Source organism: Actinokineospora globicatena, assembly GCF_024171945.1.
In the GTDB taxonomy this organism is placed as follows: domain Bacteria; phylum Actinomycetota; class Actinomycetes; order Mycobacteriales; family Pseudonocardiaceae; genus Actinokineospora; species Actinokineospora globicatena.
This window is the reverse complement of the sequence record NZ_JAMTCR010000002.1, coordinates 352,467-378,123: the sequence shown is the minus strand read 5'-3', so window position 1 is coordinate 378,123 and position 25,657 is coordinate 352,467. Positions and strand designations below refer to the sequence as shown.

Genomic DNA, 25,657 nt, shown 5'->3' with positions numbered 1-25,657 from the left:
GTGCTCGCCGACGTACTGCCGTACCTGGTCTGCCCGCACTGCGGCGACGACCTCGAGTTGTCCGGCACCTCCCTGCATTGCCCTAACCGGCACACTTTCGACGTTGCGAGACAGGGCTATGTCAGCCTGCTGCGCGCGCCGACGAGCTTCACCGGTGACACTGCCGCCATGATCGACGCCCGCACCACGTTTCTCGGTGCGGGCCACTACGACCCGATCGTCCGTGAACTCGTTGCTATCGAGCCTGGTCCCGGTTGTGTCACCGATATCGGCGCAGGCATTGGGCACTACCTGGCTGCTGTGCTCGACGCGCGCCCGGACCGCGCAGGGATTGCCGTTGACGCTGCTAAACCGGCTCTGAAGAGGGCCGCTCGGGCGCACGCGCGCCTTGGTGCGGTCCTCTGCGACGCCTGGCAGGACTTACCGATCAAGACAGAGTCAACTGGCCTGGTGCTGAACGTGTTCGCTCCGCGCAATCCGGTGGAGTTGAACCGAATCCTGCACCCTCATGGCAAACTCGTTGTGGTAGCGCCAACGGAGCGACACCTAGGTGAGCTTGTGTCTGCCGTGGACATGCTGACGGTCGCGGCTGACAAGAGCGACCAGGTCTCTGCGAGGCTCGCGCCGTACTTCACCGAAGAGCACCGAGTTCTCTGCGAGTTCCCGATGGCGCTACCGCACCGCGATGCCGCTGCCCTGGTGGGGATGGGGCCGACAGCCTTTCACTCCGAGGCCGAAGATATCGCGGCCAAGGTAAGAGCCTTGTCTGAGCCGGTAGCTGTAACTGGCTCTGTCACGGTCACGACGTACTTGCCGGTGTCCACTGTGGAGAGCGGCCGGTAGTAGCGAGCAGCTTCTCTTGCGGTGTCGCGTCTTCGGCGACGGGCAGCTTCTCGCCGAAGAGGCCGTCCTTGCCCCAGATGGTGCCGTCGTCGGGCCAACGCGAGATGCCCTTGAGGGCCGCTTGGACGAGGTCTTCCGGTAGGCGGACATCTTGGCCGATAGCGGTACCGATGTCCCAACCGTGAACAAGTGTGTCGGCGAAGTGCACAAACAGGGCCACCGCGGCGTTGTACTCAATGCCAAGCAACTCGTAAGAGGCGGTGAGCAGGCTGTCTTCGGTGAACGCGGCGGTAAGCGCTGTGGCGGCGATGCGGAAGTCTCCCCGCACGTCGTCACCCGGCTCTGGCGCGCTGCCGGTGAGGGCGGTCAGCAGTCGCCGCTTGTTGTCGGCCATGTGCGCCACCACGTCTCGCACCTGCCACCGCGGGCACGGCGTCGGCGCGGCCAACTGCTCGTCGGTGAGGGTGTCGACGATCCGGCCGGTCGCCTCGATGGCGCGGCGGTCCAAGTCCCTGACGTCCACGCGGGTCCTCCAGAAAGTTATACGAACGATCGGTCAGATAGTGTCAGATGCCCGCACGACCGTCTAGATTGTTTTCCATGGACGGACGACACGCCCGCGGCGTCCACACCCGCCGCATCACCCTCGCCCGCGCGGTGGACATCGCCACCGTCGACGGGCTCGAAGGGTTGACCCTGGGCAGGCTCGCCGCCGACCTGCAACTGAGCAAGAGCGGCATCTTCGCCCACTTCGGCTCTAAGGAAGACCTGCAACTGGCGACCATCTCGTTCGCCGAAGAGGTCTTCACCGAGCACGTACTGCGCCCCGCCTTCCAAGCACCCCGCGGCAAACCGCGCCTACTCGCGCTGTTCGACCGGTGGATGGACTTCTCCCGCGCGCGGGTGTTCGTAGGAGGGTGCTTCTTCTCCGCGGTCACAGCCGAGTTCGACGCGCGCGACGGCAAGGTGCACGACGTTGTCGTCAGGTGGAGCCGGGTGTGGAACGAACTCCTGGCCAGGTTGGTCGCCGAGTGCGTCGAAGAGGGCCACATGGCGGAGGTAGCGGACGTGGACCAGTTGGTGTTCGAGCTGAACGCGCTCGGTAGGGCTGCCAACCACGACAGCCTCCTCACTCGCGAGGACTCCCACTACGATCGGGCGCTGACCGCGGTGCGTTCGCGTTTGGGGGCGCCGGGGTAGGGAACTACCCCGGGAATGTTTGCCGGGGCAGGCTCGTTGGTAGGGCTGTACGCCGGTAGGCAAACCCGGAATGAGGAGGCCACGTGGCAACGGTGGAACTGACCGCCGAGAACTTCGACGAGGTCGTGGGCGGTGGCGGTACCGTGCTGGTCGACTTCTGGGCAGCCTGGTGCGGCCCGTGCCGCCAGTTCGCCCCGGTCTTCGACGCCGCGTCGGAGAAGTGGGACGAGATCGTCTTCGCCAAGGTCGACACCGAGGCGCAGCCGCAGCTCGCGCAGGCGTTCAACATCGCCTCCATCCCCACGCTGATGGCCGTCCGCGACGGTGTCGTGCTCTACGCGCAGCCCGGCGCGCTGCCCGCCCCGGCGCTGGAGGACCTGATCACGCAGGTGCAGGCCGTCGACATGGACGAGGTCCGCGCTCAGGTGGCTTCCGCGCAGGCCGAATAGAACTTCGACAAGAGGCCCCGGTGACAACCGCGTCATCGGGGCCTCTTGTGCTGTTCAGGGGCTCTTAGTCGACTTCCCGCGCGCTGTAGCGGTCCTTGATCTCGTGGTTGAGGAAGGCGCCGAGGCTGGGCGCGGACGCGAACTGCCAGTAGACCTTCTTGGGCACGTCCAGGTACTGGTAGACGCCGCCGTTGTGGAACTCGACCTCCAGGACGCGCCGGTCGGCGTCGTAGCCGATGGCCGCGATGCTCGTGGACGCCACCGGTCTGCGTTCCATCCGTGGGACCCTCCGCTCGCCTGCCGTGCGCCTCACCCTGCCACCCCGACCACCTCGCCACCCGTCGTACCGGGTTTCCGGCCCCGATGGCGCCCGCGCGGTCGGCGATAGACTGGTCGCCGGGATCCGGGCGCGCGGGGTGGGATCGGTGTTCAGCGCCACCACAACCTCGGTGCGGTCTGTGACGTCCTGTGGATAACCGACCGGGTCGCCGGTCACGGCCAACTACCCTGGACGGTGATCCGCCGGGGCAGGCCTGAGGAGAGAGGAGCTGGTGGACGCGGTGCTGGAGCTGGCTGCTTCACTGCTGTCCTTCGCGCACAGCATCTTCGGCCCGGGCATCTGCCCCGGTGACTGGGTGTGGGCGACCAGCACGGCTGGCGCGCTGATCGCGCTGCTGCCGGTGCTCGGCACGGTGATCATCGCGCTGGTCCGCAAGTTCACCGGCAACACCTACAACCCGGTGACGCTGACGGTGTTCGGCGTCGTCGGCGGGGTGAGCGCGTTCCTGCTGCCGTGGCTGCTCTTCAACGGCGTCGGTAGCGCTTACCGCAGCGTCTTCACCGGCGACGGCGCGGTGACGTTCACTGCCGAGGAGATGCGGTCGTTCCAGGAGGGCACCTGCTGGGTCGGACCGCAGAACGCATACCTCGGCGGTAGGGCCAACGGGTACGAGGTCCTGTTCCACCCGTACGAGACCTGGCCCATGTACCTGCTGCGCATCGGCGCGCTCGTCGTCGTGCCCGCCGTCTGCCTGCTGTTCGTGATCCTGCAGGCCCGCGCCGCGATGCGCCGGGGGCCGAAGTGGCCGAGCAGGCTCATCTGGGTCCCGTTCGCGATCATGGCCGTGTTGAGCCTGCCGGTCGAGGCGAACACCGCGGCGCACCTGTGGCTCGGCTTCCTGCCGATCAGCATCTTGGGGTTGGTACCTGTGTACGTCATCGGACCGCCGAGTTGGTCCTCGGTCGAGCGCAACTACCAGAAGCCGGACGCGGCAGGACCGCCGCCGCACAGCTCGCAACACGGCCAGGGGCAGCAGCACAGCCAGGGCCAGCAGGTCGGCCCGGCGCAGCAGCACAGCCAGGGGCAACCGCAGGCGCAGCACAGCCAGCAGCACGGGCAGCAGAAACCGCCGCCGTACGTGCCGCCCCCGCCGGTCCCCAAGTACGTGCCGCCGGGTCAGGGCCAGCAGCAGCCGTCGGTCCGGCAGCCACCGCCGTACGCGCCGCCGCCGCTGCCCAACCCGACGCTGCGCGAGCCGGAGCCCGACCGCGCCGCACTCGGCAAGCTCGCCGCGGACCCGGGTCCGCTGCCGTTCAGCCCGCGCGGCGCCACCCCGCCGCCCCCGCCGGTCAAGCCGTCGGGCAGCCGGTTCCGCAAGGTGCGCGCGCTCGGCCAAGGCGGCTTCGGCACCGTCTGGCTCGCCGTCGACACCCAGCTCGACCGCACGGTCGCGGTGAAGATGGCGCACGCGCCGGACGCCGAGACCGAGGAGCGGATGCTGCGCGAGGCCCGCGCGCTCGCCGCCGTGCACCACCCGAACTGCGTGCGCGTCTACGACATCGTCGCCGAGCCGGACGGCCTCGGGCTGGTCATGGAGTACATCGAGGGCCAGCCGCTCGCCGACCGCGTCGCCAGGGGCGGCCCGCTCGACGACGTCGCCGTCGCCCGGCTGTGGATCACCATGGCGGGTGCCCTCTCGGCCGCGCACGCCAAGGGCGTCCTGCACCGCGACGTGAAGCCGTCGAACATCATCATCGACCCGAACGGCAACGCCCACCTGATCGACTTCGGCATCGCCCGCTCCAAGGGCGACTCGACGCTGACGGCCACCGGCATGATGGTCGGCACCCCCGACTTCCTCGCCTCGGAAACCGCCGCGGGCGCCAACGCCACCCCCGCCTCCGACGCCTGGCAACTCGCGGCAACGGTGAGCTACGCGCTCACCGGCAAACCACCCCGCGGCAGCCGCGACAACGCCATGGCCGCCCTGATGGCCGCCGCCAAGGGCGACCCGCTCACAGAACTCCCCCTGCGCAGCGCCCACCGCCGAATCCTCACGGCCTCCCTGGACTCCGAACCCGCCCGCAGGCCAACCCTCAACGCCGTAGCCCGCGAACTAAGCGACTGGCTCTCCCGCGAAGGCCACACCGAAACCGGCCCCGTAACCCAAATAGTCCGCCGCAGCGCCATCGAACAAGCCGACCGAACCCGCCCCATGCGCTAACCCAGGACGAGTTCACGCAGCCGGAGGCCACCCAGCCCCCTCATGACCGGTGCCAGGTCATCGTCCTCGACGACGTTGGCCCAAGACCACCTGCCAGCGACGTTGGCCGATCACCGCTCCACGAAGGCGCTGGTGCCAGGCTGGCTCGATGGGGTGGACTTGTTTTGTGTGGGGGAGGACCACCCGTAGCGTCGGTAGCGGACAGGGCCATGCTTTTCGGCCTCGGCTTTGCGGTCCTGCCACGGGTGGTCTCGGGGCCCCACGCAAAACAAGTTCGCCCCATCTAGCTCTGCTCGAAACTCGCGTCAGTCCGATGCCGCAGGCGAGGCGTTTCCCGCAGCGCAGCGGAGGCCACGAAACCCGGACTTCCCCCAGCTCAACGCCCTGCCAACCACGGCCCCCAAGATCAACCTGCCCCAAAGACCCCCGAATGCACAGCCTACCCAAGGGAACGCAAGCCCAGAGAGGCTGAAAGTTGAGCCTGTGGACAACTGAGCCCCCTGTGGATAACCCAGCTCCCAGCCCCAGCGAGCACCCCCATCAAACAGACTGGTTAGCAAAAGTCCGCCGATAATCCTTCGGCGGCACCCCAACCAGCCGCTGAAAATGGTGTCGTAGCAGCGCCGCGCTGCCGAATCCGCATTCCCGGGCGATCTCGTCCACCGACATGGGGGTCTGTTCCAGCAACCGGCGGGCGTGGAGGATTCGTTGGGCGGAGAGCCATTTGTGGGGGGTGGTGCCGGTTTCGGCGACGAAGTGGCGGGCGAAGCTGCGTTCGGACATGCGGGCGCGGGCGGCGAGGGCGGCGACGGTGTGGTCGTCGGTGAGGGTTTCGAGCATCCAGGTGAGGACTGGTTGGAGGCTGTCGCTGGTGCACTCGGGGATGGGGGTGTCGACGTACTGGCGTTGGCCGCCTTCGCGTTGTGGGGGGACGACCATGCGGCGGGCTATGGCGGTGGCGGCGGCGGCGCCGAGTTCTCGGCGGACGACGTGGAGGCAGGCGTCGATGCCGGAGGCGGTGCCCGCGCTGGTGATGATGTTGCCGTCGTCGACGAAGAGGACGTCGGGGTTGAGGTTGGCGCGGGGGAAGCGGGTGGCGAACTCGTCGACGTGGCGCCAGTGGGTGGTGCAGGCGCGGTCGTCGAGCAGGCCGGCGGCACCCAGGACGAAGGCGCCGCTGCACTCCGAGAGGAGGGTGCCGCCGCCGCGGTTGGCGGCGCGCAGGGCGGCCAGCACGGCCTGCGGGTAGCCGTCGCGGATCCTGGTGGCGGGGACGGCGACGAGGTCGGCGCCGTCGAGGGCCTCCAGGCCGAGCGTGGGCGTGATGGTGACGCCGACGCTGGTGCGGACCGGGGCGCCCGCGACCTCGCCGCACACCCGGAACTCGATCGGCGGGACCCCGTCGTCGGTGCGGTCGGTGCCGAACACCTCGCACAGCACGCCGAACTCGAACGGGGCAACGCCGTCGATCAGCACAGCGGTCACGGTCCTCAGCATGACCGCAGCGTAACTGGCAGGATTTTGTTGCACAAGGTCAGAACTGCCACTGTTGGCAGTAACTTCCTCATCGCAAACTTAGTGCCATGACAACCGCGTTTGTGCTGGTCACACTGCTCGCCCTGCTGGTGCTGGGGCTCGACCGCAACCACGTCCGCACCGCCACGACCCCCCGTTCCCGGCTGGCCGGGAGCACCGACGCCGAGGACCGCGACCTGCTCAGGGTCGCCGCCGAACTGCGCTCGGCGGCACCCACCCGGGCACGGGAAGCGGTCAGCGCCAGGACGGCAGCCAGAGTTCGGCCTGCCAGCGCCACTCGGTGATCGAGTCCCCGTTGAGGATCGGCCACAGCCAGGCGAAGTTCGCCACCACCAGGCCGACGTAGAGGGCGAGGGCGAGCAGACCGGTGCGACGGCGTTCCGGTCCGTCGCCCGCCTTCCCCAGCAGGTGCCCGAGCGTCAGCGTGATGCCGAGCACCAGGAACGCCGCCATCGGGGTGGCGTAGAAGAAGTACATCTGCCGGTCGAGGTTGAGGAACCAGGGCAGGTACCCGGCCAGGTAGGCGGTGACGACCGCGCCGTAGCGCCAGTCGAACTTGCTGAACATCCGCCACAGGCCCCAGCCGAGCATCGGCAGCGAGAGCCACCACAGCGCCGGGGTGCCGATCAGCATCGTGGCCGAGACGCACTTGGACTCGCCGCAGGCGGTCGTGTTGCCCTCGTAGTAGTAGAGCATCGGCCGCAGGCTCATCGGCCACGTCCACGGCTTCGACTCCCACGGGTGCTGCGACTCGGCCTTGGTCACCAGGCCCTCGTGGAAGGTCAGCACCTTCTGGTGGTACTCCAGCAGCGACCCCAGCGCGCCCTTGATCACCGACACCGGGTCGCTGCCGGTGGTGGCGACCAGGTGCCGGTCGATGCCGGTCTCGCTGCCGAACCACGGCGACCAAGTGGCCAGGTAGGCCAGCAGCGCGACGCCGACGAACGCCCACAGCGCCGGGACCAGGTCCCTGGCGATGGTGCCCCACCAGGGGCTGCGCACCCCGGCCGCGCGCCGGGCGGTCAGGTCGAAGATCACCGTGAGCAGGCCGTAGCCCGCCATGAAGTACAGGCCGGACCACTTGACCCCGCAGGCGAGGCCGAGCAGGACACCGCCGGAGATGCGCCACCAGCGGACCCCGAGCCGGGGGCCGAGCGGCGAAGCCGAGATCCAGCCGTCCTCGACCGCGCGGGCCAGCCGCTGGCGCACCAGGTCCCGGTCGAGCAGCAGGCAGGCGAAGGCGGCGAGCACGAAGAACGCCTGGAAGATGTCGAGCATGCCCATCCGCGACTGCAGGTGCGAGACCCCGTCGGCGATGAGCAGGACGCCCGCGACCCCGCCGAGCAGGGTGGACCTGGTCAGCCTGCGGGCGATGCGGACCACGAGCACGACCATCAGCACGCCTGCCACGGCCGCGGTGAACCGCCAGCCCCAGCCGTTGTAGCCGAACAGGTACTCGCCGATCGAGATCAGCGTCTTCCCGAACGGGGGGTGCACCGTGACCTCGTAGCCGGGGTTGTCCTCGTACCCCCCGTTGCGCAGCATCTGCCACGCCTGCGGCACGTAGTGCTTCTCGTCGAAGACCGGGGTGCCCTGGTCGGTCGGCCAGCCCAGGTTCTGGAACCGGACGATGCCCGCGATCAGCCCGATGAACGCGGTGACCAGCCAGCCGCGCAGCCGGTCGGTTGGCATCGGCGCACCCAGCAGCCGCGCGCGCGTGACCTCGGTGGGGTCGGCGGCCGGGGTCACCGTTTCGGGTGACGGTGTTCGGCTGGCCTCGTCGTCGGCTACCAGGGCGCTCACGGGGGGAGATCGTAGGCGCCCCGGTGTGCGATCCGCGTCGGAAGTTCCGCGATCGGGTTACGCCGGTGTCGCGCCGTGATCTGGGAATCAGCTGATCGTGTAGTTGTTTGCCCAGTTCAGGGGCGGTACAAGAGGATCATCAGCCGTTGTCGTACAGGGACGCTGGCGTGACGGACGGGGTACGCGGTGCCTCCAGGACGGCCGACCATCAGGTCGCGACAGGTCGCGGGTGAGCTGCGCAGGCTGCGCAAACAGGCCGGGTTCACCACCGGCGAGGTCGGCGCCCGGCTCGGCCTGTCGCAGGCCAAGGTCAGCCGGGTCGAGACCGGCAGCAGCGGGCTGCGGCTCGGCGACGTGCAGGCGATGCTCGGCCTCTACCGGGTGCCCGAGCCGCGCCAGGCCGAGATCCTCGACCTGGTCCGGCGCGCCGCCGAGCCGGGGTGGCTGCAGGTGCACGGGCGCGGCCTGCCCGAGCAGTGGCAGACCCTCATCGACTGGGAGTCCAAGGCGGTGGCTCTGCGGGTCCTGCACGCCCACCTCGTGCCGGACCTGCTGCAGACCGCCGACTACGCCAGGGCCGCCATCCGCGGCACCGCGCCGGAGCCGCCGGGCGACGCCGAGCTCGACGTCAAGGTCGGTGCCCGGTTGGCGCGGCAGGGCATCCTCAGCCGGGAGCACCCGCCCGCGCTGCACGTGCTCATCGGCGAGCAGGCGCTGCGGATCCCGGTCGGCGGCCCGGCCATCGCCGCCGCCCAGCTGCGCCACCTCGCGGAGGTCATCCGCAGGCCGCACGTGGAGATCCGGGTGGTCCCGGACGCGGTCGGCGCGCACCCCGGGCTGGACGGCGCGTTCCTGCTGATGGACTTCGAGCAGGGGCGCGCCCTCGTGCACACCGAGCACCGCTCCCGGTCGCTGTTCCTCGACGACGAGGAGTCCGTGCTGACCCACCGGCGGGTGTGGCAGCGCGTCGACGGGATCGCGCTGTCGGCGGCGGCGTCGGCCGAGATGATCAGCGCTCTCGCCGAGGCGCCGGGGGTGGGCGTCGGGTCCGGGTGATCACCGAGGGCCCGTGCCGGGAGGTCGCGCGCGGGTACCCTCGCCTGGTGTTCACCACATACCGCGCGCGCTGGGAGATCATCCTGGGGATCGCCCTCGTCGCCGCTGCCGCCGGTGCGCTCGGCCACTTCGTCGTCCGCCAGGAGGTGGGCTCCGGTCTGGTCGTCCTCCCCGCCACCATGGCGTTGTTGGCCGTGTTCACCCTCCGGTCGCGTCGGCTGCTGGTCAGCGACGAGCACTGCGTGCTGGAGGGCAACGGCGTGCGGGTCACGTTCCGGTGGGTCGACCTCGTCGAGCGCAAGCGCGGGACCCTGTACTTCACCACCGGCCTGGTCGAGCACAACGACGACTGGATGTCGCGCAGCGCGGCCAAGCGGGTCAAGTGGCGCGTCCCCGCCTACCAGTTCCTGCGGGACCAGAGCGTCCTGCCGACCGGGCTCCACAGGTGACCGGCAGGTTGGTGCTGGCGGGGACACCGCTCGGCGAGATCGGCGACGCGTCGGCCCGGCTGGTCGAGGCGCTGGGCAGTGCCGACGTCATCGCCGCAGAGGACACACGGCGCGCGCGGGCGTTGGCCGCGGCTCTAGGCGTGACGATGGCGGGCCGCATCGTGAGCTTCTACGACGCTGTTGAGGCCAGCCGCGCGCCGGGGCTCGTTGACGCTATCCGCGACGGGCAGACCGTCCTGCTGATCACCGACGCTGGGATGCCCAGCGTGTCCGACCCCGGGTACCGGTTGGTCGTCGCGTGCGTAGAGGCCGAATTGCCGATCACGTGCCTACCGGGCCCGTCAGCGGTAACGACGGCGTTGGCGCTATCGGGGCTGCCTTGTGACCGGTTCTGCTTCGAGGGCTTCGCGCCGCGGAAGTCGGGGGAGCGGCGCAAGTGGCTGGCGAACCTGACCGACGAGCCGCGGACCGCCGTGTTCTTCGAGGCGCCGCACCGCATCGACGACCTCCTCGCGGACGCCGTGGACGTCCTGGGCGGTGAGCGGCGCGCGGCGGTGTGCCGGGAGCTGACCAAGTCCTACGAGGAGGTCAAGCGCGGGACCCTCGCCGAGTTGGCCGCGTGGGCGCGCGAGGGCGTGCGCGGGGAGATCACCGTCGTGCTGGCGGGCGCCGAGCCCCGCACACTGGACCTGGACACCCTCGTCGGGCGGGTCAGGGCGTTGGCGGCCGAGGGCACCCGGCTCAAGGACGCCGCGGCCGAGGTCTCCGCGGCGACGGGGGTGAGCAAGAAGGCCCTCTACGACGCGGCGGTGAGTCGAGCATGACCCTCCCGATCGGCACCACGCTGGTCGCCAAGATCACCGGCCACGACTCGGCCAACGACACCGCCCGCCGGTTCGGGGTGCACGCCACCGACCTCGGCCTCATGTGGGCCGACGCCGCCGGTCGGACGTTCGTGCTCTTCGGCGACACCTACGGCCAGGGTTGGTGCGGCGACGGTGCCGGGCCGCGCGAGGGCAGCGACTGGCGGTGCAACTTCCTCGCCGTGTCCACCGACCGCGACCTCGACAACGGCCTGCGGTTCGACAGTGTCATCACCGGGCCGAGCGGTCAGGCCAGGCAGGTGCTCGACCGCGATCCGCGCATCGACGAGGAGACAGTCATCCCCTGCTCGGGGGTGGCCATCGGCGATACGCACTACCTGCACTACATGTCCGTGCGCGCTTGGGGTTCCAAGGGCCGCTGGAGGACCAACTACAGCGGTATCGCTGTCTCGACCGACGGCGGTGAGACGTGGGACAAGTCCGAGAGTGCTAGGTGGATCAACCGGGCCGAGCACGATCACCCCTTCCAGCTAGGGGCTTTCGCGCTCGGGGAGGACTACCTCTACCTCTTAGGCACACCCAACGGTCGTTGGGGGAGTGCCAGTCTCGCCCGGGTCGCCAAGGACGACGTCTTAGACAGGCGTGCGTACGACTACTGGAACGGCGCCGGTTGGTATCCGCGTGACGAGTTCCGCGCCGTACCGGTGATGCAGGGCAACGTTGCCGAGCTGTCGGTCATCTACTCGGTCCACTTTGGATGCTGGCTCGCACTCCACCTGGATGAAGCGCTGGGCGCCATAGTGCTGCGGAGCGCCAAGACCCTGACCGGGCCGTGGAGCGAAGGTAGGGCTGTCGCCACGAGTCGGGACTACCCCGGTCTCTATGGCGGGTTCTTCCACCCAGCGTCGGCGCACGGCCCGGTCATCTACTTCACGATGTCGCTCTGGCAGTCCTACAACGTCTACCTCATGCGGGCAGAGCTGTCCTAGGCGCTTTCCCGGCGGAACGTCCGCGCGCCCCAGTAGAGGCTCAACGCGGTCATCACGAACAGCACGACCGACCCGGTGAGCAGGGCGTCGGTGGTGAACTCGCCGCGGAACGACGCCCTCTCGGCGTCGACCACGTGCGCGAACGGGTTCCACCGCGACAGCGTGTAGAGCCAATCCGGGGCGAGGCCCTGCGTGATCGGGACGAAGATGCCGGACAGCAGGAAGATCGGCATCAGCACGGTGTTGAGGATCGCCGGGAACGCCTCCTCGTTGCGCAAGCTCAACGCCAGCGCGTAAGAGCACGAGGACAGCGCTAGCGACAAGCAGGCGACCATCACCAGAGTCAGCAGTACCGCCCCCACTGAGGCGCGGAGGTCGAACACGGTGAACGCCAGGATCAGGATCAGCACCGCTTGGGCCAGGGTCTGCACCGCGTCCCGCAGGACCCGCCCGAGCAGCAACGCGAGCCTGCTGGCCGGGGTGACCTGCATCCGTTCGACCACCCCCATCCGCAGCTCGGCGAGCAACCCGAACCCGACGAACGATGCGCCGAAGAGGGCCAGCTGCACGATCAGGGCCGGGGTGAGGATCTGCCACGACGTGCCGGGCGGGAAGCCGGGGGTGTTCGCGGTCATCCGCTCCAGGAGGGGACCGAAGAAGAAGAGGTAGAGGAGCGGCTGCATCACGCCGATCACGGCCCACGCGGGGTTGCGCAGCGACAGCCGCATCGCCTGGGAGAAGACGAGCCAGGTTTCACGCAGCAACTTCGGCCTCCTCGGCGTCGCGGATGGTCCTACCGGTCAGGGTGAGGAAGACGTCGTCCAGCGTCGGTTGGTGGACACGCAGTGAAGTGGTGCTGATGCCAGCGGCGTCGAGCGCGCGCAGCAGCTCAGGTAGCGCTAGATCCCCACGCGGGACGCGGAACTCGACAGTGTTGTCGCTAGTAGACACCGCGTCACCGCCAGCGATGCGTCCCGCGATCTCCGCCGTACGGCTAAGAGCCAACTCCGGCACTCCTACCGACACCAAGTCCCCGGACACCTTCGCCTTCAGTTCGGCGGGGGAGCCGGTGGCGACGATCTCGCCGTTGTCGATAACGAGCACCCGGTCGCACAACGCGTCCGCTTCGTCTAGGTAATGCGTCGTCAGGAACACCGTGGTTCCCAGGTCCGCGCGTAGTGCCCGGATGTGCTCCCAGACGTTCGCTCGACTGCGCGGGTCGAGCGCGGAGGTCGGTTCGTCCAGGAACACCAGGTCCGGCCGGTGCACCAGGCCCAACGCGATGTCGAGCCTGCGCCGCTGCCCGCCGGAGAGGGACTTGACCGGGCGCTCCAGCAGCTCGCCCAGGTCCAGCCGCTCACCGACCGCGCGGGCCTGCGCGGTCGCGTCCGCCTTGCCCATCCCGTGCAGGCGACCCTGCATGACCAGGTCCTCCAGCACCCTGGACTCCGGGATCGTCCCCCCGCCCTGCGCGACGTAGCCGATCCGGCGGCGCACCCCGACCGGATCGGCGGCCAGGTCCCGGCCCGCCACGACCGCCCGGCCCGCCATCGGCCGCAGCAACGTCGTCAGCATCCGCAGCGTCGTGGTCTTCCCCGCGCCGTTCGGCCCGAGGAACCCGACGAGTTCCCCGGCCGCCACGTCGAGATCGACCCCGCGCACCGCGGCGATCTCCTTGCCCCTGGCCCGGAAGCTCCGGGCGAGGCCGTGTGCCTCGATCATGCCCACCCCTCTAGTCAAATTTGACTACCTGGTGCGCAGCATGCGCCACCCGAGCGGCACTAGTCAACTTTGAATACTCGGCGGCGCGTCCCCGACCCGCATGTCGTAGGCACCCGCCGCCAGCTTCACCACGAGCTTGCGGGCCCACTCGAGATCGGCGACGAGCTGCGCCAACCACAGCTGCGCCTGCTCGGTGACGTGCTCCGGCTTGATCGGCGGACCGCCGAAGCACCACTCCTCCATCTCGCGGCGCTGCACCACCAGCGCCTCGATCCGGGAGTTCACCTGCGTGATCGCGTCCGCGCGCTCCAGCGTCGGCAGCATCGCGATCGCCGCGTTGAGCATCCACGGGTCACCCGGCGTCGACAGCCCCGACCGGACCAGCCTGGTCAGCTCCTCGCGGCCCGCCGGGGTGATGCTGTAGACCGTGCGGTCCGGCCCGCCGTCCCCCTGCTCCGGCGCGTCCACCAGCAGTCCGTCGGCGACCGCCTTGCGCAGCGCGTGGTAGAGGGACCCCGGCTTGATCCGCGCCCAGCTGTCGGCCCGCCAGCTCTGCAGCTCGGCCCTGATCTGGTACCCGTGCGCCTTCCCGGCCCAGAAGGCCAGGCCGAGCACCAGCATCCGAGTGGCCGACATACCCGCCTCCCGAGCACCCCGAAGTGGTCACGCGCAACCCGACGGCCCTGGCGCCGAGCGCCTCCGTACGCTACTGGCCCATGAGCGCCCCCGTGTTGACCGCGGTGGCCTGGCCCTACGCCAACGGCCCCCGCCATATCGGTCACGTGTCCGGATTCGGTGTCCCTTCGGACGTGTTCTCCCGCTACATGCGCATGTCCGGCCACCGCGTGCTCATGGTCAGCGGCACCGACGAGCACGGCACGCCGATCCTCGTCCAGGCCGAGAAGGAGGGGCTGACCACCCGCCAGCTCGTCGACAAGTACAACCGGGTCATCGCCGAGGACCTCCAGGGCCTCGGCCTGTCCTACGACCTGTTCACCCGCACCACGACCGGCAACCACTACAAGGTCGTGCAGGACCTGTTCCTCGCTCTATGGCGCAACGGCTACGTGCAGTCCAAGGTCCAGATGGGCGCCATCAGCCCCTCGACCGGTCGCACGCTGCCTGACCGCTACATCGAGGGCACCTGCCCGATCTGCGGTTTCGACGGCGCGCGCGGCGACCAGTGCGACAACTGCGGCAACCAGCTCGACCCGGTCGACCTGAAGAACCCCCGGTCCCGGATCAACGGCGAGGTGCCGAAGTTCATCGAGACCGAGCACCTTTTCCTCGACCTGCCCGCGTTCACCGAGTCGCTCGGCTCGTGGCTGTCCACCCGCACCGAGTGGCGCCCGAACGTGCTCAAGTTCAGCCAGAACCTGCTCGACGACCTGCGCCCCCGGCCGATCACCCGCGACCTGGACTGGGGCATCCCGGTCCCGCTCGACGGCTGGCGGGACGCGCCGATGAAGCGGTTCTACGTCTGGTTCGACGCGGTCATCGGCTACCTGTCGGCCAGCGTCGAGTGGGCCCGCCGCACCGGCGACGCCGACGCCTGGAAGGAGTTCTGGACCGACCCGGCCCAGGCCTACTACTTCATGGGCAAGGACAACATCGTCTTCCACTCGCTGATCTGGCCGTCGCTGCTGCTCGGGCAGAACGGCGCGGGCGACAAGGGCGGCACCCCGGGCGCGTTCGACACGCTGAACCTGCCGACCGAGGTCGTCTCCAGCGAGTTCCTGACCATGAGCGGGTCGAAGTTCTCCACCTCGCGCGGCACGGTCATCTACGTCGGCGACTTCCTCAAGGAGTTCGGCCCCGACTCGCTGCGCTACTTCATCTCCGCCGCGGGCCCGGAGAACCAGGACACCGACTTCACCTGGGACGAGTTCATCCGCCGGACCAACTTCGAGCTGGCCAACGAGTGGGGCAACCTGGTCAACCGGTCGGTGTCGATGGCGCACAAGAACGTCGGCGCCATCCCCGCCCCGGTCGCGCCCACCGCCGCGGACGCCGAGCTCAAGGCGCTCGCCAAGGCCGCGTTCGCGACCGTGGGCGACAACCTGCGCCGGTCCCGGTTCAAGGCAGCGTCCTCTGAGGCCATGCGGGTCGTCGCGGCAGCGAACAAGTACCTGTCCGACGAAGAGCCGTGGAAGCGCAAGGACGACCCCGAGCGCCGCGACACCATCTTGCACACCGCGTTGCAGGTGGTCTCTGACGCGAACACGCTTCTTACCCCGTTCCTCCCGCACTCGGCGCAGAAGGTGCACGAGCTGCTCGGCGGTAAGGGCGTGTGGGCAGCACAACCGGAACTGCGCGAGGTCGACGACCTGGACGACCCGTCCATCTCTTACCCCGTGCTCACCGGTGACTACGCGGGCGAGCAGGCCGCGTGGGAGTCGGTGGACATCGAGGTCGGCAAGCCGTTGACCAAGCCGGAGCCGCTGTTCGCCAAGCTCGACCCGAAGCTCGGCGAGACCGGTCCCGAGTGGGCACCGATCGCGTGACACCGCGCAAGGGTGAGCGACCACCGGTGCCGGAGCCACTCCCGGCACCGGTGGTCGACGCCCACACCCACCTGGATGCCTGCGGCGCCAAGGATGCCGACGACGTGTCCACAATGCTCGACCGCGCCGAGTCGGCCGGTGTGGACAGGGTCATCACCGTCGCAGATGACCTCGCCTCGGCGAGGTGGGCCGCAGAGGCGTCCACGTGGGATAGCCGTGTCTTCGCCGCTGTCGCTATCCACCCCACGCGCACGGCAGAGTTCACTGACGCGGATAAGGCGGAGATCGAGCGGTTGGCTCAACAGCCGCGCGTGGTCGCCGTGGGCGAGACCGGTTTGGACTACTACTGGGACTACAGCCCGCCCGCGGCCCAGCACGAGGCGTTCCGCTGGCACATCGACCTCGCCAAGCGCGTCGGCAAGCCGCTGATGATCCACGACCGCGACGCGCACGCGGACATCCTCAAGGTCCTCACCGAGGAGGGCGCCCCGGAGACGGTCGTCTTCCACTGCTTCTCCGGTGATCTGGAGTTCGCGAAGGCGTGCGTGGAGCACGGGTTCGTCCTTTCCTTCGCGGGCCCGGTGACCTTCCGCAACGCGGCCCCCTTGCGCGAAGCGGCGGCGTTCACGCCCGCGGATCAGCTCTTGGTCGAGACCGACGCCCCGTTCCTCACCCCCCATCCCTTCCGCGGTAGGCCCAACGAGCCGTACTGCGCCGCTTACACACTCCGAGACCTCGCGGCACTGCGCGGGGACGACGTCGCCGAGTTGGCGAGCGCGGTGTCCGGGACCGCTGACCGCGTGTTCCGGTTGCGCACCGTGACATCCGACCTTCCGAACGGTGAAGGATTGCGATGATCGGGGGATGGCGGAACGCGGCCGGGGGTGTGACAGGACTCACGAGATCGCTGGATGTGTTTGCGCAACCCCCCGGCCCCCGTTACTGTCCCGTGACCGTACGACTAGGGGCACCAGCCCCGAGTCGGCCCGGAGCCAGACTGAGCAGCAGCGCTGACCGTCGGGGTTGGCTGGTTGCGGGTCGTCGGACACACACGAGGCGCGAGAGCGGCCGAGCACGCGAGGGAGTGGACGTCGGTGGACAGACCGGACCGACATCCACTGCGGGGCGCGGCCGGGTCTGGTGCCCTCTGGAGGAAACGACCCTGTGAGCGGTAAACAGACCGGCGGTTCCGACCGCCCTGGGCACGACAGCTTCTCCGCCGACACCGACTGGTTCACCCCGGTCACGCTCGCGGACAAGACCACGCTCGATGACGACTTCACCGCGTGGCAGTCGGAGTTCCCGAGTCTCCCCAGCTTCCCCGATGGTCAGTCTGCGCCCGAATTCTCCGGCTTCGCCTCCGTCGGCTTCCTCGACACCAGCCGCGAGTTCGACGACGGCTACTCGTCCTCGCTGAGCATCACCGACCACGACGTCCGCCACGCCCTCGGCCCGCAGGCCGACGAGATCATGGCCACCGCCGGTGTCGACGTCGACGAACTCATCCGGCTCATCAACGCCGAGACCACCGTCCTGCCGGTCATCCCCGATGACCTCTCCGTCGCCGCCCAGCCGCTCAAGGTCGGCGAGGCCGACGCCCCGGCCCCCGGCCTCATGGCCGCGGTCAAGCGGTGGAAGGGCACCTTCCTCAAGGCCACCATCGCGGCCGTCCTGGTCACCCTGATCGGTGGCGGCGGCGCGGCCATCGCGATGAACAACACGGTCACCGTCGAGGTCGACGGCCAGACCAAGCAGGTCAACACCTACTCCGACACCGTCGGCGAGGTCCTGGCCGAAGAGGGCATCGCGGTCGGCGCGCACGACTCGCTGAGCCCGTCGCCGAGCGCCGAGATCGGCGACGACGGCAAGATCGTGCTCCAGCGCGGCCGCCAGCTGCACCTCAAGGTCGACGGCGAGCAGCGCGACGTCTGGGTCCGCGCGACCTCCGTCGGCGAGGCCCTGCGCCAGGCGGGCGCCCCCGTGGCCGGGTCGTGGGTCTCCGTCGGCAACGACGCCCAGGTCCCGCTCGAGGGCATCGCGGTCGAGATCAAGACCGCCAAGGAGATCACCCTCTACGACGGCGGCAACGCCGGTGTCCCGGTCCGCACCACCGCGGTGACCGTCGCGGAGCTGCTCAGCGAGCGCGGTCTCGCGCTCGGCCCGCAGGACGCGATCCTGCCCGGCGCCGACCTCAAGCTGGCCGGTGGCGCCGAGATCCGGATCAGCCGGACCGGGGTGACCGTGATCAACCAGGCCGAGCCCATCGCGCCGCCGGTGGAGAAGGTCGACGACCCGGAGCTGGACAAGGGCAAGGAGACCGTGGTCGAGCCCGGTACCCCCGGCGAGCGCATGGTGACCTACCGGATCACCGAGAAGGACGGCAAGGTCGTCAAGCGCGAGGAGATCGGCGCGAAGACGCTCACCGAGGCCAAGCCCAAGGTCGTCAAGGTCGGCACCAAGAAGCCCCCGCAGCCGGTCATCACCGACGGCTCGGCGTGGGACCGGCTCGCGCAGTGCGAGGCCACCGGGAACTGGGCCATCAACACCGGCAACGGCTACTACGGCGGCCTGCAGTTCAACAAGAGCACCTGGGACGCCAACGGCGGCGGCCAGTACGCCGCCTACCCGCACCAGGCCACCCGCGAGCAGCAGATCGCGATCGCGACCAAGGTCCGCGACGCCCGCGGCGGTTACTCCGCCTGGCCCGGCTGCGCCCGCAAGCTCGGCCTCCCCACCTGATCGGCTAAATCATCGGCGAAAGGCCCTCTCCTTTACCGGAGGGGGCCTTTTCCATTTCCGGAATAGGTGCGAAACGGGCCGGTGCGCGCATTGCCGCAGGTCCCGAGTAGCATCTCGGCAATGACCGGTTCGGCGTTGCTCAGCCCGGTGGACGTGCGCAGGCTCGCCGCCGAACTCGGGGTGCGGCCGACCAAGAAGCTCGGCCAGAACTTCGTGCACGACCCCAACACCGTCCGGCGCATCGCGAGCACCGCGGACCTGCGCGCCGACGACGTGGTGCTGGAGGTCGGCCCCGGCCTCGGCTCGCTCACCCTGGCGCTGCTGCCCGAGTGCGCGGCGGTGGTGGCCGTCGAGATCGATCCAGTGCTGGCCGCCCGTCTACCCGGGACGGTCGCCGAGCGCGCGCCCGGGTTGGCCGATCGCCTCAGCGTTGTGCTCGGCGACGCGATGCGGGTGACCCGCGCGGAGTTGGGCGCCGAACCGACCGCGCTCGTGGCGAACCTGCCCTACAACGTCGCGGTGCCGGTCGTGCTGCACCTGCTCGCCGAGCTGCCGAGCCTGCGCACCGTGCTGGTGATGGTGCAGGCGGAGGTGGCCGACCGGATGGCGGCCGGGCCCGGCAGCAAGGTCTACGGCGTGCCCAGCGTCAAGATCGCGTGGTACGCCGAGTCGCGTCGGGTCGCGACGGTCTCGCGCGCGGTCTTCTGGCCAGTACCCAATGTGGACTCGGCGTTGGTTTTTCTCACCCGGCGGCCAAGTCCTGAGGGCGTCGACCGCGCCGCGGTGTTCGCCGTCGTCGACGCCGCGTTCGCCCAACGGCGCAAGACGCTGCGCGCGGCACTGTCCGATTGGGCCGGATCGCCCGCGCGGGCCGAGGCGGTGCTGACCTCAGCGGGCGTCGACCCGTCGCGCAGGGGTGAGCAGTTGTCGGTAGGCGACTACGTCCGGATAGCCCAGGCGTTCACCCCGGTGCAGTAGCGCGAACACGCCGCCGTTACTCCCCCGGTGTGATGTATCGAACCCGGGACCTCAACTTGACCTCACACGCTTGCTTTTGGCGGTCCCGGTCGGGTCTACTCTTGGTGCATTCCATCCCGAGCGGCCGAGAGACCTGGCTCGTAGACGCCGCAGCAACCACCCATCGTGGGCAGGTGCTACCGCCAGGAGCGATGGAGGAGTGAGAACGGATGCAGATCCTCACCACACGCCGGGTCATCGACCAGTGCAGGCGAACCGTGACGGCATGTCGACCGATGTGCGTAGCCCGCTGATCTTCGCGTAGCACCACGTCTCTCGCACCACCCCTCCCGGAACCAGACTGTCCTCTGTGGACTTCTGGTCTGCCGTCGCGCCCGCTTGGAGTTAAGCACCGTGATCACCGTCGAGAACCTCAGCAAGTCCTTCTGGGGCAACACCGGCCCCGTCGTCGCCATCGATGACGTCACCCTGGACGTGCCCACCGGCACCATCACCGGGGTGGTGGGGCCCTCCGGTTCAGGCAAGTCCACCCTCGCCCGCCTCGTCGCCCTGCAGGAGCGCCCCGACAGCGGCGTCATCCGGGTCGACGGCTTCAACACCGCGGCCCTCGACCCGCGCAGACTCAGGGCAGCCCGCCGCCGCATCGGCGTCGTCACCCAGGGGGACCTGCTGCCGCAGCGCACCGCCGCGGGCAACATCGCGCTCCCGCTCGAGCAGGCGGGCGTCGACGGCCCGCAGCGCCGCGAGAAGGTCGGCAAGCTGCTCGACCTCATCGGCCTCACCGACAAGGCCGCCCGCTACCCCGACACGCTGACCGACGGCCAGCGCGCCCGCGTCGAGGTCGCCCGCGCACTCGTGGGTGACCCGGGGCTGCTGCTCGCCGACGACCCGACCCGCTCGCTCGACTCCGACGGCGCCGCCGGTGTGCTGACCGTGCTCGACCGGGCGCGCGCCGAACTGGGCGCGACGGTCCTGGTCGTGACCAGCGACGCCGGGGTCGTCCGCCGGATCGCCGACGACGTGGTGCTGCTCGAGGATGGCAAGGTCACCGAGAGCGGGAACCTGCTGTCGCTGGTGCAGGACTCGGCCAGCCAGGTCGCGCGGACCCTGCTGCCCTCGATCGACGTCCCCAAGGGTGCGACCGCCGGGTACGACCGGGTCGCGGAGGTCGTCCTGATCGGCTTCGCCGCCGTCGGCGCGCTGCTGCCGGAGGCCACCGCCCGCTTCGGCAGCACCATCTCGGTCATCGGCGGCGGCCTGACCCGCGTCGGCGAGACCCCGGTTGCCCGCTTCCTGCTCGGCGTGAACGGCGGTTGGGCCGACCAGTCGCTGACCTGGATCGCCGAGCGCGGCGGCGTCGTGCGCCCCCAGGTCGGCCTGGCGCGGACGGTCGCTGCCTGATCCCTTCGCTGGAATCGCCCGGTCTCCTACTACGAGACCGGGCGATTTCTTGTGTGGGGCCGCCTGATTACGTGCGCGGCTCGTAACTCATCGCGACGGCACCGGAACTGAATTCGAAGCGACTCACTAGCCGCAAATCGACGTACTGCGACAACCCCGCGAACAACGTCCGCCCGTGACCGACGATCCTGGGGTGCACGACGAACTCGTACTCGTCGATCAACCCCAACTCCGCCAACTCCATCGGGAGCGTCACGCCCCCGACGAACAACCCGTCGCCCGGTTCCTCCTTGAGCCGCCGGACCGCCGCACCCAGGTCCCCGCGCACCAGTTCCGCGTTCCAGTCGACCTGGTCCAGCGTGGTCGACACGACGTACTTCCGGGCCGCGCTGATCGTCCTGGCGAACGGCTCCGTCCACTCAGGCCTGCCGCCGGGCGCCCGGAACGCCGATTCCATCATCTCGTAGGTCACCCGGCCGAACAGGAGCGCGTCCGCCCGGGCCAGGTTCTCCACCGCGTGCCGGTGCAATTCCTCGTCCGCCGCCATCGCCTGGTGATCGCAACACCCGTCGAGCGAGACGTTGATGGAATACCGAAGAGGTCGCATTTCGCGATCGTACCCATTCCGGGCGGGTGAATCAGGCGTGCGCTTCCGGGGGGACGGGTCGCTCCTCGGTCGCGGTGACGCGGGCGCCGGGAACGGGACCGTGCGCCACGCGGACCGTGCGGCAGACACCCGCGCCGGAGAGTTCGGCGGCCACCCGCAGCGCGGCGTCGGCGTCCTCGCAGAGGAACGCGCACGTGGGGCCGGAGCCGGAGACGGTCCCGGCCAGCGCACCCGCCGTGACACCCGCGCGGAGGGTGCGGCGCAGGCCGGGGCGCAGCGAGACCGAGGCGGCCTGCAGGTCGTTGCCCAGCAGCAGGGCCAGCTGGCGCGGGTCACCCGAGGCGAGGGCCTCCAGGACCGGCTCGACGTCGCCGATGCGGGGCGGGTCGCCCTCGGCGCGCAGGCGGTCGAGCTCGCCGTAGACCTTGGGGGTGGACAGGCCGCGGCGGTCGAACGCCAGGACCCAGTGGTAGGTGTGGCGGGTCAGCACGGGCACCAGCTGCTCGCCCCGGCCGGTGCCCAGCGCGGTGCCGCCGTGCAGCACGAACGGGACGTCACTGCCCAGCCGCGCCGCGACCTTGGCCAGCTCGTCGCGACCGATGTCCAGCCGCCAGAGCGCCGCCAGACCGACCAGCGTCGCCGCCGCGTCCGCACTGCCCCCGGCCATGCCACCGGACACCGGGATGCCCTTGCGGATGACGATGCGCACCTTCGGCTCGTCCGCGTCCCGCCCGACGTGCCGGGCCAGCTCCTGCACCGCCCGCCAGGCCAGGTTGCTCGCGCCGGTCGGCACCGAGTCCGCCCCCTCGCCGTGCACCTCGACCCCCGGCTCGTCGGCGACGGCGACGGTCACCTCGTCGGTCAACGACAACGCCTGGAACACGGTGGCGAGGTCGTGGTACCCGTCCGGCCGCAGGTCCCCCACGGCGAGGTGCAGGTTGACCTTCGACGGCACCCGGACGGTCACCGGGGCAGGCACGACAGCGAGCACCCGGCCAGCCTACGGGGACCCGGCCTGCCACCAGGAATCCCCTGGTCAACTCCACTGCCGGGTGAACTTCCCCGCTCGATCCGGCTCGCGCCCAGGTCGCGTTGTCCACAACGCCCGGAGTTGTCCACAGGCTCGGCTGACCTCTGGGTCGCCGCCCGGGGTCCCGGTAGACTGGCACTGGGGACGCCCCCCGGTGAGGGTGGGGGCCGGGCAGGGGGTTCCCGCGCGGGCGCGTGAAGGGGCTGGGTGGGGGTAAGGGCGGCTGGTGGGGGTTAGAGGGCGCGGTTGGGTGGCGGGTTAGGAGGGTGGGGTGGGGGCCGTGGGGCGTAGAGGGGCCACGGCGCGGGGGCAAGAGGGTGCCGCGACGCTGGGATGGTGGTGGCGGCCAAGAGGCCTGAACGGCGGTCGAGGCGTGGCGGCTGCGGCAGGTCAGCTGACGCTGGGAGCCTCGGCGGGCCTGAGCGGGTAGCGGCTAGAGGCGTCGGCGGGGTCGGGGAGCGCGAGGGCTAGTAGTCCCAGTGCCAGCCGGTGGCGTTGTTGGGGAGGTTGTGGGGCTTGTAGGTCAGCGTGCCGTGGACGCTGGCGGAGTCGATGAGGACGACGCCGTAGTAGCCCGAGTCGGAGAGGTAGAAGTCGTCCGGGAGGTAGCGGTGCTCGGGGAGGCAGGAGGTCACGATGCCCTTGCCGGTGGTCTTGCCGTCGGCGTCCTCGGTGGCGAAGTCGCCCGCGCTCATCCACCAGCCGGAGTCGGGCTGGTACTGCTCCGTGGTCTTGAGCACGATGGTGGCGGCGAGGTAGTGGCCGTTGTTGGGCGGCAGGCTGCCCGGCTCCGTGCAGTCGACGGCGACGACGCTGTCCAGCCAGAGGGTGGCCAGGGTGGGGCTGCCGCTGGAGCGGATCTCGATCTGGCGACCGAGCCGGGCGGCGGTGGTGTCCTCCGACGACTCGGACCCGCTCGAACAGGCGGCGAGCAGCAGGCCCGCGGTCACAGCGGCGACCGGGAACCGCGCCAACCGGCGCACGTACGACATTTGACCTCCAGACGAACTTCTATGTCGTAACTAGTCGAATTTTGTTACCAGGTCAAAAGAATCACACGGAGCGTGTCCGAACGGTTGCCCTGGAACAGAACCGCTCACCGCCGGTCGTCAACCGAATGCGCTCGATATTCGGTAAAACTGGGAAAGTGACGGCCCGCACCCGCTCGACCACCGGCCACGGTGGATACGCTTGCCCCCGGTGTGTCCGGCGAATGGCGGGGAGTGCGGGGCTAGATGACCAACCTGGTCAACCTGGAGAACGTCAGCAAGAGCTTCGGTGTGCGGCCGCTGCTGGACGGGGTTTCCCTCGGTGTAGGACGCGGTGACCGCATCGGCGTCGTTGGGCTCAACGGCGGCGGTAAGACCACCTTGCTCGAGGTGCTGACAGGCCTAGAGCCCGCGGACGAGGGCAGGGTGTCGCGGCTGCGCGACCTGCGCATGGCGGTGGTGACGCAGCGCACGGAGTTGGCGCCCGGGTCCACTGTGCGCAACGCCGTGCTCGATCCACTGGGGATCACCGAGGACCACCAGTGGGCCGCCGACCCGAGAGCGCGGTCCATCCTCACCGGCCTGGAGATCACCACCCTCGGCCTGGACAGCCCGGTCGACACCATGTCCGGTGGTGAGCGCCGCCGAGTCGCGCTGGCCGCCACCCTGGTGCGCGAGCTGGACCTGGTGGTGCTCGACGAGCCGACCAACCACCTCGACGTCGAGGGTGTGCGCTGGCTGGCCGACCACCTCATCGCTCGGGGCACCGCGCTGGTGGTCGTCACGCACGACCGGTGGTTCCTCGACACCGTCTGCACCCGCACCTGGGAGGTCGTCGGCGGCCAGGTCGAGCAGTACGACGGCGGGTACGCGGACTGGATCTACGCCAGGGCCGAGCGCGCCAGGGTGGCCGACACGCTGGAGGAGAAGCGCCGCAACCTCGCGCGCAAGGAGCTCGCGTGGCTGCGCCGCGGTGCCCCCGCCCGCACGTCGAAGCCGCGCTACCGCATCGACGCCGCCGAGGCCCTCATCGCCGACGTGCCGCCGCCGCGCGACAACGTCGAGCTGCTCGCGTTCGCCAAGCGGCGGCTCGGGCGGACCGTGGTCGAGTTGGAGGACGTGTCGGTCAGCGCGGGGGACAAGCCGATCCTCGACCGCGAGACCTGGCGTGTCGGCCCCGGTGACCGTGTCGGCCTCGTTGGTGTCAACGGCTCGGGTAAGACCACCTTGCTCCGGCTGCTGGCAGGTGACACGGAGCCTCTTGCCGGTAAGCGGATCCAGGGCCAGACGGTCCGGTTGGCGCACCTGACGCAGGAGCTGCGTGAGCTGCCGCCCCAGATGCGGGTCCTAGAGGCGGTCGAGGAGATCGCGCGTCGGGTCACCCTCGGCAAGCAGGACCTGTCGGCGTCGCAGCTGGCGGAGCGGTTCGGGTTCCCGGCGAACAAGCAGTGGACCCCGGTCGGCGACCTGTCCGGCGGCGAGCGGCGCAGGCTCCAGCTGGCCAGGCTGCTGATGGCCGAGCCGAACGTGCTGCTGCTCGACGAACCGACCAACGACCTCGACATCGACACCCTGCAGCAGCTGGAGGACCTGCTCGACTCGTGGCCGGGCACCATCGTGGTCGTCTCCCACGACCGCTACCTGGTGGAACGGGTCTGCGACCGGGTCGTGGCGCTGTTCGGCGACGGCAAGATCACCCAGCTGATCGGCGGCATCGAGGAGTACCTCACCCGGCGGACCGCGGCGCTGGCCACCGCGGTCCCCGCCAAGGCCCTGGCGCCGTCCGCCGAGGTCACCGCGGTGAAGGCCAGCGCGGCCGACCGGCGCGCGGCGCAGAAGGAGCTGGCCAGGCTGGAGCGCCAGGTGGCGAACCTGGACAAGAAGGAGTCCCAGCTGCACGCCGCGCTCGCCGAGGCGGCCACCGACGCGGCCAAGCTGCTCGAACTCGACGCCGAGCTGCGGTCGGTGGTGGCGTCGAAGGACGAGCTGGAGCAGCGGTGGCTCGAACTGGCCGATACCGCGGAGTAACCTTGA

General features: G+C 69.8%; 25 protein-coding genes and 1 riboswitch. Of the genes, 15 read left to right on the top strand and 10 right to left on the bottom strand.

All coding sequences use genetic code 11. The features are described 5' to 3' along the window. Entirely contained in the window at window positions 1-843 is an 843-nt protein-coding gene (locus LV79_RS01760; RefSeq protein ID WP_253831430.1) for a putative RNA methyltransferase, read from the top strand. On the opposite strand, the gene LV79_RS01755 is transcribed toward LV79_RS01760, so the two are convergent. Continuing rightward, window positions 800-1,366 (bottom strand): TIGR03086 family metal-binding protein, encoded by a 567-nt coding sequence (locus LV79_RS01755; protein ID WP_253831429.1) that lies wholly within the window; start codon window positions 1,364-1,366, stop codon window positions 800-802. The genes LV79_RS01760 and LV79_RS01755 overlap by 44 nt on opposite strands. 77 nt (window positions 1,367-1,443) lie before the next feature. Here LV79_RS01755 and LV79_RS01750 point away from each other — a divergent pair, with 77 nt between their 5' ends. Further along, complete coding sequence (locus LV79_RS01750) at window positions 1,444-2,043, top strand: TetR/AcrR family transcriptional regulator (RefSeq protein WP_253831428.1); 600 nt, start codon at window positions 1,444-1,446, stop codon at window positions 2,041-2,043. A gap of 83 nt (window positions 2,044-2,126) precedes the next feature. Continuing rightward, window positions 2,127-2,492, top strand: a complete 366-nt coding sequence (gene trxA, locus LV79_RS01745; protein WP_253831427.1) for a thioredoxin — start codon at window positions 2,127-2,129, stop codon at window positions 2,490-2,492. Window positions 2,493-2,556: 64 nt separating this feature from the next. Here trxA and LV79_RS01740 read toward each other — a convergent pair whose 3' ends face one another. Beyond that, window positions 2,557-2,769 carry a KTSC domain-containing protein gene (locus tag LV79_RS01740; protein WP_253831426.1) on the bottom strand — a complete coding sequence of 71 codons (213 nt, stop codon included), beginning with the start codon at window positions 2,767-2,769 and terminating at the stop codon, window positions 2,557-2,559. Between the two features lie 274 nt (window positions 2,770-3,043). Here LV79_RS01740 and LV79_RS01735 point away from each other — a divergent pair, with 274 nt between their 5' ends. Further along, window positions 3,044-4,996: a serine/threonine-protein kinase gene (locus LV79_RS01735; RefSeq protein WP_253831425.1), complete on the top strand. Its 1,953-nt coding sequence runs from the start codon at window positions 3,044-3,046 to the stop codon at window positions 4,994-4,996. Window positions 4,997-5,536: 540 nt separating this feature from the next. Here the strand turns inward: LV79_RS01735 and LV79_RS01730 are convergent. Then, window positions 5,537-6,493 carry a GlxA family transcriptional regulator gene (locus LV79_RS01730; protein ID WP_253831424.1) on the bottom strand — a complete coding sequence of 319 codons (957 nt, stop codon included), beginning with the start codon at window positions 6,491-6,493 and terminating at the stop codon, window positions 5,537-5,539. 86 nt (window positions 6,494-6,579) lie between these two features. On the opposite strand from LV79_RS01730, the gene LV79_RS01725 reads away from it, so the two are divergent. Next, complete coding sequence (locus tag LV79_RS01725; protein ID WP_253831423.1) at window positions 6,580-6,816, top strand: hypothetical protein; 237 nt, start codon at window positions 6,580-6,582, stop codon at window positions 6,814-6,816. Here LV79_RS01725 and LV79_RS01720 read toward each other — a convergent pair. Next, window positions 6,767-8,335, bottom strand: a complete 1,569-nt coding sequence (locus tag LV79_RS01720) for a dolichyl-phosphate-mannose--protein mannosyltransferase (RefSeq protein WP_372495248.1) — start codon at window positions 8,333-8,335, stop codon at window positions 6,767-6,769. The genes LV79_RS01725 and LV79_RS01720 overlap by 50 nt on opposite strands. 186 nt (window positions 8,336-8,521) lie before the next feature. On the opposite strand from LV79_RS01720, the gene LV79_RS01715 reads away from it, so the two are divergent. The 4 genes from LV79_RS01715 to LV79_RS01700 are packed head-to-tail and all read left to right on the top strand — an operon-like array spanning window position 8,522 to window position 11,653. After that, a complete protein-coding gene (locus tag LV79_RS01715; protein WP_253831422.1) occupies window positions 8,522-9,391 on the top strand; it encodes a helix-turn-helix domain-containing protein in 870 nt (289 codons plus the stop codon). Between the two features lie 47 nt (window positions 9,392-9,438). Continuing rightward, the gene (locus tag LV79_RS01710) at window positions 9,439-9,840 is read left to right on the top strand and encodes a hypothetical protein (RefSeq protein WP_253831421.1); all 402 of its coding nucleotides are present in this window, start codon (window positions 9,439-9,441) and stop codon (window positions 9,838-9,840) included. Beyond that, window positions 9,837-10,664 (top strand): 16S rRNA (cytidine(1402)-2'-O)-methyltransferase, encoded by an 828-nt coding sequence (rsmI, locus tag LV79_RS01705; protein ID WP_253831420.1) that lies wholly within the window; start codon window positions 9,837-9,839, stop codon window positions 10,662-10,664. The genes LV79_RS01710 and rsmI overlap by 4 nt, the downstream gene beginning before the upstream one ends. Then, window positions 10,661-11,653 carry a glycoside hydrolase family 183 protein gene (locus LV79_RS01700; protein WP_253831419.1) on the top strand — a complete coding sequence of 331 codons (993 nt, stop codon included), beginning with the start codon at window positions 10,661-10,663 and terminating at the stop codon, window positions 11,651-11,653. Before rsmI ends, LV79_RS01700 begins: the two co-directional genes overlap by 4 nt. Here LV79_RS01700 and LV79_RS01695 read toward each other — a convergent pair. From LV79_RS01695 to LV79_RS01685, 3 genes are all read right to left on the bottom strand, one after another. Then, on the bottom strand, window positions 11,650-12,417 hold the full coding sequence (locus tag LV79_RS01695) for an ABC transporter permease (RefSeq protein ID WP_253831418.1): 768 nt from the start codon (window positions 12,415-12,417) through the stop codon (window positions 11,650-11,652). The genes LV79_RS01700 and LV79_RS01695 overlap by 4 nt on opposite strands. Further along, entirely contained in the window at window positions 12,407-13,375 is a 969-nt protein-coding gene (locus tag LV79_RS01690) for an ATP-binding cassette domain-containing protein (RefSeq protein WP_253831417.1), read from the bottom strand. The genes LV79_RS01695 and LV79_RS01690 overlap by 11 nt, the downstream gene beginning before the upstream one ends. Before the next feature lie 63 nt (window positions 13,376-13,438). Next, window positions 13,439-14,011 carry a PadR family transcriptional regulator gene (locus tag LV79_RS01685; protein ID WP_253831416.1) on the bottom strand — a complete coding sequence of 191 codons (573 nt, stop codon included), beginning with the start codon at window positions 14,009-14,011 and terminating at the stop codon, window positions 13,439-13,441. Between the two features lie 80 nt (window positions 14,012-14,091). On the opposite strand from LV79_RS01685, the gene metG reads away from it, so the two are divergent. From metG to LV79_RS01660, 5 genes are all read left to right on the top strand, one after another. Continuing rightward, window positions 14,092-15,879 carry a methionine--tRNA ligase gene (gene metG, locus LV79_RS01680; RefSeq protein WP_253831415.1) on the top strand — a complete coding sequence of 596 codons (1,788 nt, stop codon included), beginning with the start codon at window positions 14,092-14,094 and terminating at the stop codon, window positions 15,877-15,879. Beyond that, window positions 15,876-16,736: a TatD family hydrolase gene (locus tag LV79_RS01675; RefSeq protein WP_253831414.1), complete on the top strand. Its 861-nt coding sequence runs from the start codon at window positions 15,876-15,878 to the stop codon at window positions 16,734-16,736. The genes metG and LV79_RS01675 overlap by 4 nt, the downstream gene beginning before the upstream one ends. Window positions 16,737-17,043: 307 nt before the next feature. After that, entirely contained in the window at window positions 17,044-18,618 is a 1,575-nt protein-coding gene (locus LV79_RS01670; RefSeq protein ID WP_253831413.1) for a resuscitation-promoting factor, read from the top strand. Between the two features lie 120 nt (window positions 18,619-18,738). Then, window positions 18,739-19,596: a 16S rRNA (adenine(1518)-N(6)/adenine(1519)-N(6))-dimethyltransferase RsmA gene (gene rsmA, locus LV79_RS01665; RefSeq protein WP_253831412.1), complete on the top strand. Its 858-nt coding sequence runs from the start codon at window positions 18,739-18,741 to the stop codon at window positions 19,594-19,596. Window positions 19,597-19,704: 108 nt separating this feature from the next. Beyond that, window positions 19,705-19,794: riboswitch (SAM riboswitch) on the top strand. Between the two features lie 195 nt (window positions 19,795-19,989). Further along, window positions 19,990-20,997 (top strand): methionine ABC transporter ATP-binding protein, encoded by a 1,008-nt coding sequence (locus LV79_RS01660; RefSeq protein WP_253831411.1) that lies wholly within the window; start codon window positions 19,990-19,992, stop codon window positions 20,995-20,997. A gap of 67 nt (window positions 20,998-21,064) precedes the next feature. Here LV79_RS01660 and LV79_RS01655 read toward each other — a convergent pair whose 3' ends face one another. The 3 genes from LV79_RS01655 to LV79_RS01645 form a co-directional block, all read right to left on the bottom strand. Beyond that, entirely contained in the window at window positions 21,065-21,604 is a 540-nt protein-coding gene (locus LV79_RS01655; RefSeq protein WP_253831410.1) for a dihydrofolate reductase family protein, read from the bottom strand. A gap of 31 nt (window positions 21,605-21,635) precedes the next feature. Continuing rightward, window positions 21,636-22,595 carry a 4-(cytidine 5'-diphospho)-2-C-methyl-D-erythritol kinase gene (locus LV79_RS01650; protein WP_253831409.1) on the bottom strand — a complete coding sequence of 320 codons (960 nt, stop codon included), beginning with the start codon at window positions 22,593-22,595 and terminating at the stop codon, window positions 21,636-21,638. A 506-nt stretch (window positions 22,596-23,101) separates the two neighbouring features. Further along, window positions 23,102-23,626, bottom strand: a complete 525-nt coding sequence (locus LV79_RS01645; RefSeq protein WP_253831408.1) for a hypothetical protein — start codon at window positions 23,624-23,626, stop codon at window positions 23,102-23,104. A gap of 243 nt (window positions 23,627-23,869) precedes the next feature. Here LV79_RS01645 and LV79_RS01640 point away from each other — a divergent pair, with 243 nt between their 5' ends. Beyond that, window positions 23,870-25,651 (top strand): ABC-F family ATP-binding cassette domain-containing protein, encoded by a 1,782-nt coding sequence (locus tag LV79_RS01640; RefSeq protein WP_253831407.1) that lies wholly within the window; start codon window positions 23,870-23,872, stop codon window positions 25,649-25,651. Window positions 25,652-25,657: the final 6 nt, after the last annotated feature.